The 9,150-nt window shown below is 51.7% G+C and carries 6 protein-coding genes; 2 read left to right on the top strand and 4 right to left on the bottom strand.

Going from position 1 to position 9,150, the window contains the following annotated elements; all coding sequences use genetic code 11:
* Nucleotides 1–135: 135 nt before the first annotated feature.
* Complete coding sequence (locus HMPREF3066_RS11255) at nt 136–1,641, bottom strand: SWIM zinc finger family protein (RefSeq protein ID WP_083286459.1); 1,506 nt, start codon at nt 1,639–1,641, stop codon at nt 136–138.
* On the opposite strand from HMPREF3066_RS11255, the gene HMPREF3066_RS13225 reads away from it, so the two are divergent.
* Nucleotides 1,640–1,801, top strand: coding sequence for an alpha-amylase (locus HMPREF3066_RS13225; RefSeq protein WP_168160675.1), 162 nt, complete (start codon nt 1,640–1,642; stop codon nt 1,799–1,801). The genes HMPREF3066_RS11255 and HMPREF3066_RS13225 overlap by 2 nt on opposite strands.
* A 282-nt stretch (nt 1,802–2,083) precedes the next feature.
* On the top strand, nt 2,084–2,395 hold the full coding sequence (locus tag HMPREF3066_RS11245; protein WP_070443029.1) for a hypothetical protein: 312 nt from the start codon (nt 2,084–2,086) through the stop codon (nt 2,393–2,395).
* A gap of 447 nt (nt 2,396–2,842) precedes the next feature.
* On the opposite strand, the gene HMPREF3066_RS13680 is transcribed toward HMPREF3066_RS11245, so the two are convergent.
* The 3 genes from HMPREF3066_RS13680 to hrpA all read right to left on the bottom strand — a co-directional run bounded on the left by HMPREF3066_RS13680 (nt 2,843) and on the right by hrpA (nt 9,074).
* Nucleotides 2,843–6,919 carry a GNAT family N-acetyltransferase gene (locus HMPREF3066_RS13680; RefSeq protein WP_321178946.1) on the bottom strand — a complete coding sequence of 1,359 codons (4,077 nt, stop codon included), beginning with the start codon at nt 6,917–6,919 and terminating at the stop codon, nt 2,843–2,845.
* A 64-nt stretch (nt 6,920–6,983) separates the two neighbouring features.
* Nucleotides 6,984–7,565, bottom strand: a complete 582-nt coding sequence (locus tag HMPREF3066_RS11230) for a hypothetical protein (protein WP_070443027.1) — start codon at nt 7,563–7,565, stop codon at nt 6,984–6,986.
* 114 nt (nt 7,566–7,679) lie between these two features.
* The gene (gene hrpA, locus HMPREF3066_RS11225) at nt 7,680–9,074 is read right to left on the bottom strand and encodes an ATP-dependent RNA helicase HrpA (RefSeq protein ID WP_083286458.1); all 1,395 of its coding nucleotides are present in this window, start codon (nt 9,072–9,074) and stop codon (nt 7,680–7,682) included.
* Nucleotides 9,075–9,150 lie beyond the last annotated feature (76 nt).

The raw sequence follows: 9,150 nt of genomic DNA, 5'->3' as shown, positions 1-9,150 counted from the left end.
CCCTGGTGTTGCACTTGAAATCCGAATCCAAGTTCTCCTGAAAATACTGTAAACAACGCTTCTGGTTTCTATATGTAAGGATTGCAGGCTTGTTTGGAAAGATTCATCGTAAGGGTGTAGATGAATAGCTTTTTCCTAAAACCCCGCCCGAGCCAACTCCTCCAGTAGCGCAGGCCGGCGTGGTTTGTCGCTATATCGTTCCCTGATTTCGTCGGCGAAGTCTTCCATTGCCTGCCGTTGTGCGGAATATTGGCGGCGGAGGATCTTTAATTGGTTGAAAAGCTGGCGGTATTGTTTACGGTTGCTTGCCTTATTGATTTCAGCCGCAAAGATTTTCAGGTAGAACGCTACGATTTGATCGTGATACGGCTCGGGGAAAGACGGGGCAAAACGTTCCATCATGTACAACGAAAGGTGTTGCTGCAATAGGGCGAGCAGCAGATCGAATTCCTGTTCGTGCTCCAATATTTCAGCTTGCAGCGAATATTGACCCGACAAGCGCGCAAGCAGGCGGTTGAATTCATGCGGCCATTCGGCAGCGGAAAACGTGGCTTTCCACGCTTCATAATGCGGCAATGAAAGGCTGGTGGAAAACGCCAAATCCGCTGCGATTTCGCGTACATTTTTACCGGTTTCCTTCAATACATCAAAAAGTTGTAGCTTCCATTTGTGCGCTGTGCCGAGTGTTCCTTCATCTTCGGCAATGCTGATGCCTTCGCGCAAGAGGCGTTCCGCTTCCGCCCAATCTTGCTGCCCGACTGCTTGTTCTACCGCAATTTGTCTGAATTTCGGCAGGCGCAGATGTCGTCTGAAATAATCCTGCGCGGCAGCAGTATCACCTTTCGCCTGCAATACCTGCCAGCCTTCGAGTGCCCAAAATTCATGTTCCCAACCCGACTCGGTAACAGCCAAACGTTTAGCCACATAATCTTGCCATGCCTGCCATTCGCCGCGCAGTCGCCAGATTCGGGCGCGGATTTGGTAGATTTTATTGCCTGCCTCGGAGAAATCAAAATAGCGGCTGTCGTCCAAGCATTTGTCCAAAAAATTGATCAAACGCTTTGGGACGTTTTCCATGACTACCTCTTCCAGCAGGTCGAGTGCCATATACATAGCATCGCCCAACATACCGTCCGAATCATCCGCCTTTTCAAAAGCATCCTGCAAACGCGGTATCAATAGAGGCAAAGCCTGCTGCAACGCCGCCGACCCCTCCTGCGCCACATCTTCCAACCAGTTTTGCAGCCTGAAGCCCAAATCGGCGGCTTCGTAGTAATCATAATATCGGGTTCGGGAAAAGATTTGAGAGAGCTGCTGGCGATACGGATTGCCGCCCTGTTTAGGCTGCTGCGCATCGGACTCGCCCAGCTGCTCGTCCGGCGTTTGAGCGCGCACCGCGTACCACAACGCCGCCATATGCTTGCACGCCCAGCCATAAGGACAATCGCAGCCCCCGTCCTTAATGTACAAATCACTATCCAACTTCAGCCATACCGAATAGTTTTCCGAACCGCACACCTCCGCCCGATAACGCCCGGCGGAAGTTTTTTGGACATCGCGAACCTTGCCCTGCTGAAAATACAGCAGGCCGCGTTCGGCGATGTGGGGCGGGAACAGGTGGAGCGGGTGGATACGAGGCATGGTTGGCTTCCAAAAAGTTGTTGAAATATGGGAAGTTTACTGGTTCGGGCGATGTTTGGGGAGAGGGTGGTGGGAAGATTTGTTTTGTAAGGTGGCAAAAGGTCGTCTGAAAATGGGTTTCAGACGACCTTTGGCTTGGGTAGGAAGGGAAGTAGTTTAGAAAGACCACGTGCGTGCGTACCGCACACACCCTACATACGGGTTTTGTGGGATTGCAGGTAGGGTGTGTGCCCAAAGGCACGCACGCGGTTGGATCCAGCCTACAGCTTGCTTATTTTAATATAGTTGATTGATTTTAATGAATTAAATATTTCTTTTACAGCATAATTCATACCTAAAAATTATTAATTTTCCCTTAAATCAAGTTATTGAAGATAATGCGTTGACAAAAAATCTCTACTAACATATAATCAAGGAAAATAAATTTTAACTGGTGGCTGATATGAACTTAAATAACCTTATTAATTCACTAAAAGAGGCTTATTTACGCCTTGTTAGTGAATTTGGTAGTGAGCATGTTGGTCGATATTACGTACCTTACGATCTGTTAAAAGAGGAGTTAGGTTACAAACGTGCAACAAAAAAAATGCTTGAAACTTCTATGTTAATTTTAAGGCAAGCTGGTTTTGAAGTATCTGATGAACCGGCTAATAGGGCTCTTTTAGTGAAAGTCGATATTAACTCACTTTCTTATACGGATAGCGAACGTTTAGCTAAAGCATTAGAGCAATATCGAAATAAACCTCATGGATAAAATAAAGCCGACCTTAATTATTGACGTAATTAAGGTCGGCAGGTAGGTATTCAATGTTGACGCATTGAATACAATGCAGCATTCCCAGCCGCTCATTACAACAGCAACTAGGTTATAAACTGCTAACTTTCTGACTAAAAGTTCTTAGATTTTAACCATAACGTCTGCGATTGTCTACTATCCGTTAAGCGTTGGGCAACATCCTCGGATAGAAAGTATATATATGTATACAGATGATCGAGGCACTTTTATCTTACGTTGGACTCGTAAATTGCCCAATGGTAAGGTAATTCGTGCTAAAGGCAAGCCTTTTAAAATCTATATTTCAAAGTAATTGTGTTGAGGTATTTTTAATACATTACAATTTGCAAGCCGTTTGGTTATAAGCCAAACGGCTTTTTGTTGCACAATGAACAAGTTTTACAAAAACAATCCTAATATAGAAATTTACATACCGAATTTTCCCCACTCCTTCAACAACCTCTTCACTGACACCGGATACGGTGTCTTCAATTCCTGTGCGAACAGCGATACCCTCAATTCTTCAATCATCCATTTAAACGCGGCGAGGTCGTCTGAAACGGGCTGTCCTTGTTTCATCAAGCTGTCGGTTTTTTCCTGCCACATTTGTTCCAGCTCTTGAATATCGGCTTCGCGGGCTGCGTCGCGGGCGGGGTTGCCGCTGTATTTTTCGAGGCGCAGGGTCATGGCTTTGAGGTAGATGGGGAGGCGCGGCCATTGTGCCCACGGGGTGCGGGTGGCGAAGCCGGCGGCGAGCAGGGTTTGCAGGCGTTGGCGCATGAGGTAGGTGAGCGGGTGTTTGCCGAGTTTGCCGTTGAGTTCGGCGTAGGCGGCGGCGGTTTCCTGCAAGTAGCGGCTGAGGGCTTCTTTGATGGCGGGCAGGCGGCTGCGGGCGCGTTTGATTTGTTCTTTGAAGGCTTTTTCGTTGCGCGGCAGCTCGTCTTCGCCGATAAAGGCGCGGTCGCAGACGGCTTGGGTGAGGTCGTCGCGCAGGGTGTCGGCGTTGATGTGTTTGAGCAGCATGGCGGCTTGGGTGAAGCCTTGGATGCCTTTGTTCAGGTCTTTAACTTGTTCTTTTAGTTGTAGTTTCATGAGTTCGATCACGCCTAATCGGTGGGCTTGTTCGGCGGCGGCGGACGTGTCGAACAGGCGCAGGGCGATGCGGCCGTCTTTTTCTTTTTGCAGGCCGAGGTAGCCGGTGAGCTGTTGTTTGCCGCGGGCGAATTTGATGGATTCGGGCAGGGTGCCGATGTCCCACGTGGTAACGTTGTCGCGCTCGAATTCTTGGGTGTTGTCGCGGAAGGTGGTGGCGGCGGCTTTGCCAAGCTGTTGTTGGATTTGGATTAAATCGCGCCCCATGGCTAATTCTTGCCCGCCGTCGTCGATGATGCGGAGGTTGAAATAGCAGTGTTCGGGCAGCCTGAACGCGGCCCATTCGTCTTGGTTGATTTGTTCCAGTATGCGGATGTCGCCTGCGGTTTTGGCGATGGCTTGGGCGAGTTGGGGCAGGACGGGGGCGTTGCGGTCGGGGTTTTGGCTTAAAAATTGGGTGATGAATTCGGGCACGGGCACGCAGATGCGGCGGATTTGTTTGGGCAGTGCTTTGATTTGCAACTGGATTTTTTCGCGTATCATGCCGGGCACGAGCCATTCGAGGGCGGCGGGGCTGATGCGGTTGAGCACGGTGAGCGGCAGGGTAAGGGTAACGCCGTCGAGCGGGTGGTGCGGCTCGAAGCGGTAGCTGAGTTTGAATTTGCCGTCTGCGGTTTGCCAGTGTTTGGGGAATTGTTCTTCGGTGATGTGCGCGGCGGCGTGCTGCATGAGGTCGTCGCGGCTGAGGAACAGCAAGCGCGGGTTGTCGCGCTCGGCGGTTTTGAGCCAGGCTTGGAAGGTGCGGATGTCGGCGAGGGGGAGGGGTTTCAGACGGCCTTTTGGGGGTGCAGGCTGCTTTTTGGGTTTGGGGTCGTCTGAAACCGTTGAAACTGTGGCACCCTGTTCCCTCTCCTGCGGGAGAGGGTTAGGGAGAGGGCTTACTGCGGCTGCGGAAAAGTTGGTTTGAGCGGTAACTGTTTTGCCCTCTCCCCGACCCTCCCCCACGGGGGAGGGGGCGGTTTGCTGGGGGTTTGTAGGACGCAGGTCGTCTGAAAATGGTGGGACGTAGTTTTCAGGTAACCTTTGGGAGTGCAGACTGCTTTCGGTTTTAGTTTTAGCTTCGCAAGACGTCGTTTGCAGGCTGCCTGAAACCGTTGAAGCTGCGGTACTCTGTTCCCTCTCCTGTGGGAGAGGGTTAGGGAGAGGGCTTGCTGCGGTTGCGGAAAAGTTGGTTTGGGCGGCAACTGTTTTGCCCTCTCCCCAGCCCTCCCCCACGGGGGAGGGGGTGGTTTGTGCGGCCGCATCAATGCTGTCGGTTTGCAAAATCATGCGGTAATTGATTAAAACCGAGCCGTTTCGCTGAATTTGGTTTTGGTGTTGCAGTATAAATCCCTGTTTCTTAAAAAAGGACAACGCGGCTGCGGACACATCTGTCGTTACCGTTTTATCTGCATCCGCCTGCGGCAAAACGGCAGACAACAGCGCGGAAGCGACGCCTTGCCGCTGGTGGGCAGGGTCGGTAAATAGGCAGTCCAAATGATTTTGCTCGGGCAGGTATTCGATAAAGCCGAGTATGCGGTCATTTTGCGCTGCCAATCGGATACAGCCGGGTCCAATCCGTTTTTGCCAAAAGGCGGCATTGTCCGCGCCCTGTATCCATGCGGCTTTTTCGCTGTCGCTATAATAGCTTGCTTCAATGTGCAGGACGGCGCGGCGGAACAGTTCGGCAATTTGGGCTGCATCATTATGTGCGGCGGGGCGTATGCGGAATGTTGTTGCGGACGATTTCAGGCTGCCTGAAACCGTTGAAACTGCGGCACTCTGTTCCCTCTCCTGCGGGAGAGGGTTAGGGAGAGGGTTTGCTGCGGTTGCGGAAAAGTTGGTTTGAGAGGCAACTGTTTTGCCCTCTTCCCGGCCCTCCCCCACGGGGGAGGGGGAGGATCGCTGTAGATTTGTAGGATGCAGGCTGCCTGAAACCGTTGAAGCTGTGGCACTCTGTTCCCTCTCCTGTGGGAGAGGGTTAGGGAGAGGGTTTGCTGAGGTTGCGGAAAACTTGGTTTGGGCGGCAACTGTTTTGCCCTCTCCCCGGCCCTCCCCCACGGGGGAGGGGGTGGTTTGCTGCGGATTTGTAGGATGCAGGCCGTCTGAAACCGCGTCCGCCGTATAAAAATCGGGCAGCCGTTCGTGATAAAACGCGAACAGGGCTTCATCATCGACCAGTACATCCTGCCGACGCGATTTGTGTTCGAGTTCGGTAATTTCCTTAATCAGCTTTTTGTTGTGGACAAAAAAGTCCGCTTTCAAATCGCATTCCTGCGCCACCAGCGCGCTGCGGATAAAGATTTCGCGCGCTTCTTCGGGGGCGATTCTGCCGTAGGACACGGGGCGGCGCGGCAAGACGGTCAGGCCGTAGAGCGTTACCCGTTCGCTGGCGATGACTTCGCCGCGTTTTTGTTCCCAGTGCGGCTCGAAATAGTGGTAGCGGACGAGGTGCGGCGCTTCCTGCTCGATCCATTCGGGCTGGATGGCGGCCACGTCGCGGGCATAAAGTTTTGTCGTTTCAACGAGTTCTGCCGCCATCACCCATTTGGGTTTGGCTTTGAACAGGGCGGAGGCGGGGAAAAGGTGGAAGCGGCTGCCGCGCGCGCCGGTGTAGTCGTTGCCGTCGGGCGATTTCATGCCGACGTTGGCGATGAGGCCGGTGAGCAGGGCGCGGTGGATTTGTTCGTAGCCTGCTTCTTTGGCGGCGCGGATTTGGGCGCGGTGTTGCTTTTTATCCAGTTGTTTTTGTTTGAGTTTGGCGGATAGGTCTTGGTCGCCCGCATTTTCAGACGACGTAAGTTGCCTGACTTCGGGAGGTCGTCTGAAAGCGGCTTCCTTGGTGGTCAAACCCATTTCAATCGCGGTTTGGGCAAGCTGGTGGTGCAGCTCGCGCCACTCGCGCATCCGTAGGTGCGACAGGAAATATTGGCGGCACCACTGCACTAATTGCTTGTTGGACAAGCCTTTGTCGCGCTCGCGCTGGAAGCTGTCCCAAATGTTCAGGTAGGCAAGGAAATCGGACTGCTTGTCGGTAAAACGCTCGTGCGCCTTGGCGGCGGCATCGCGCGCTTCCAGCGGCCGCTCGCGCGGGTCTTGAATCGACAGCGCGGACGCAATCACCAATATTTCCGCCATGCAGTCGTGCTTCTTCGCCGCCAACAAAATGCGCGCGATTTTCGGGTCGATGGGCAGGCGCGCCATTTGTTCGCCGAGTTTGGTCAGGAGGTAGCGGGGAGGGGCGACGATATTGCCCGAAGCGTTTTGAAGGTCGTCTGAAGCGGGTTTATCGTTTGTCGGATTGTGTCGGGCATGAATGCCAGAGCCGCGTGCTTGATTTTTAGTGTTTTGCATAGTTTTTAGGTCGGGCATTTATGCTCGACATTTCCTTATTGCAGGGTGCTTTTTTGTCGGGCATGAATGCCCAATCCACTCTTTATTTAATTTTTCCTTTTAAGAATTTTCCAGTCGTCCCATTCAGTTTATCTCTTGAAATTAATTTGGCTTTAAATTCAAAATTTTTACTGATTCGCACAATCAATAGTTGTTCAAAACTTCCTTTTTTCTTCACAACTACTTGGTTATGTTGTTTTAAAGGAGATATGGTTTTCACTTCAACCAGTTTTCCGTTAATGAAACCATCAGAACCTTCGTGGTTAACGTCCTTATGCCTTTTTAATCCGTATTCTAATTCAGCATAAAGTTCGCCTAGTTCTCCCCAAATTTGTAAATATCTTCCTGTAAGTGAATAATATTCTTTTGCATTTTCAATTAAACTATTAAATATTTGTTCTTTAAAATAAGCAGTTTCTTCGTCTGTAATTGTTTCATAACTGACTTGAACATCCGTATCCCAATCTTTAATATCATCAAATAAATCATCAATAATTTGGGTATTTCTATCATTATCTAAATAAATAGCCTCGTAAGGTGCATATCCACAAGCTGCGGCTTCCATAATTTCTTCATTACTATAACCAAGGTCTCGCATTTCCCATAAAAAGTCATAATCACTCATGTTTATACTCCATATATTTTTGTTAATTTTCTAACAGATAGGTCGGACATTTATGTCCAATATTTTTTATAGCTCATCCATCTTCGTCGGGCATTTATGCCCGACCTACGTTTTTCAGACGGCCTCCACCGCCCCCAATTCCAGCAACACCTGAAACCCGTCATTGATATACCGCGAATCGGGCATTTCTAAAAACGGGAATGCCGCCACGTCGCCGAGTTTCAACGCAGCCATGCGCAAGATGACGGCGGCCAGGTTGCTGCGGACGATTTCGGGGTCGGTGAATTCGGTGCGGCTGTTGAAATCTTCTTCTGAAAACAGTCGGATACACACGCCTGCGGAGACGCGTCCGCAGCGGCCGGAGCGTTGGCGCGCGGCGGCTTGGGAGATTTTTTCGACATGAAGCTGCTCCACTTTTGCCCGTGCGGAATAGCGTTTGACGCGCGCGAGGCCGGTGTCGATGACGTATTTGATGCCCGGCACGGTAAGCGAGGTTTCGGCGACGTTGGTTGCCAGTACGATGCGGCGTTTCGCGCCTGTGGGGTGGAAGATTTTGTGCTGTTCGGCGTGCGACAGGCGCGCGAACAGGGGCAGGATTTCGTCGTTGCGGCGCAGTGTGGATTTGCGCAGGGCTTCGGCGGTTTCGCGGATTTCGCGTTCGCCCGGTAGGAACACCAAAATATCGCCTTCGCCATATCGCGCCAATTCGTCCGCCGCATCGACAATCGCGTCGGTCAGCTCCACTTCCGCGTCGTCTTCGTCTTTGCTGGTCAGCGGGCGGTAGAGGATTTCGACGGGGTAGGTGCGCCCGCTCACTTCCAGCACGGGCGCGCCGTTGAAGTGTTGGGAAAAGCGTTCTGCGTCTATGGTGGCCGATGTGATGATGATTTTCAAATCAGGGCGGCGCGGCAGCAGCTGTTTCAGGTAGCCCAAGAGGAAGTCGATGTTCAGGCTGCGTTCGTGCGCTTCGTCGATGATAATCGTGTCGTAGGCGGCGAGATAACGGTCGGTCTGCGTTTCCGCCAGCAGGATGCCGTCGGTCATCAGCTTGACGCAGGCATCCCGCGAGGTGTGGTCGGTGAAGCGTACCTTATAGCCTACCGCGCTGCCGATTTCGGATTTCAACTCTTCAGCAATCCGCTCCGCCACCGAGCGCGCGGCCAAACGGCGCGGCTGGGTATGCCCGATTAGCCCCGCCGCCCCGCGCCCGAGTTCCAGACAAATCTTGGGCAACTGCGTGGTTTTGCCCGAACCGGTTTCGCCGCAAATAATCGTTACCTGATTTTCGGCAATGGCTTTTTTGATTTCTTCGAGTTTTTCGTGAACGGGCAGGGTGTTGTCGAACTCAGGTTTGGGCAAGGCGGCCAAACGCTTCAAAAAGATTTCGTGCGATTTTCGGTATTTTTCTTCGACTTTGGACAAGCCGCCGTATTTGTTGGGATTTTTGAAGGCGGATTGCAGGAAGTGGCGGTCTTTGGAGAGGGTTTGGGAGAGGTCGGGATGGGGCATGGCGTTGGAAAAATTTTAAATAAAACAAAGGGAGTGATTATAGTAAAGGTCCTTGGATTCGGATTTCAAGTGCAAC

This window comes from Neisseria sp. HMSC03D10, assembly GCF_001807625.1.
Taxonomy (GTDB): domain Bacteria; phylum Pseudomonadota; class Gammaproteobacteria; order Burkholderiales; family Neisseriaceae; genus Neisseria; species Neisseria mucosa.
Note: the sequence above shows the minus strand (reverse complement) of the source record. Positions and strands in the feature narration are given on the sequence as shown.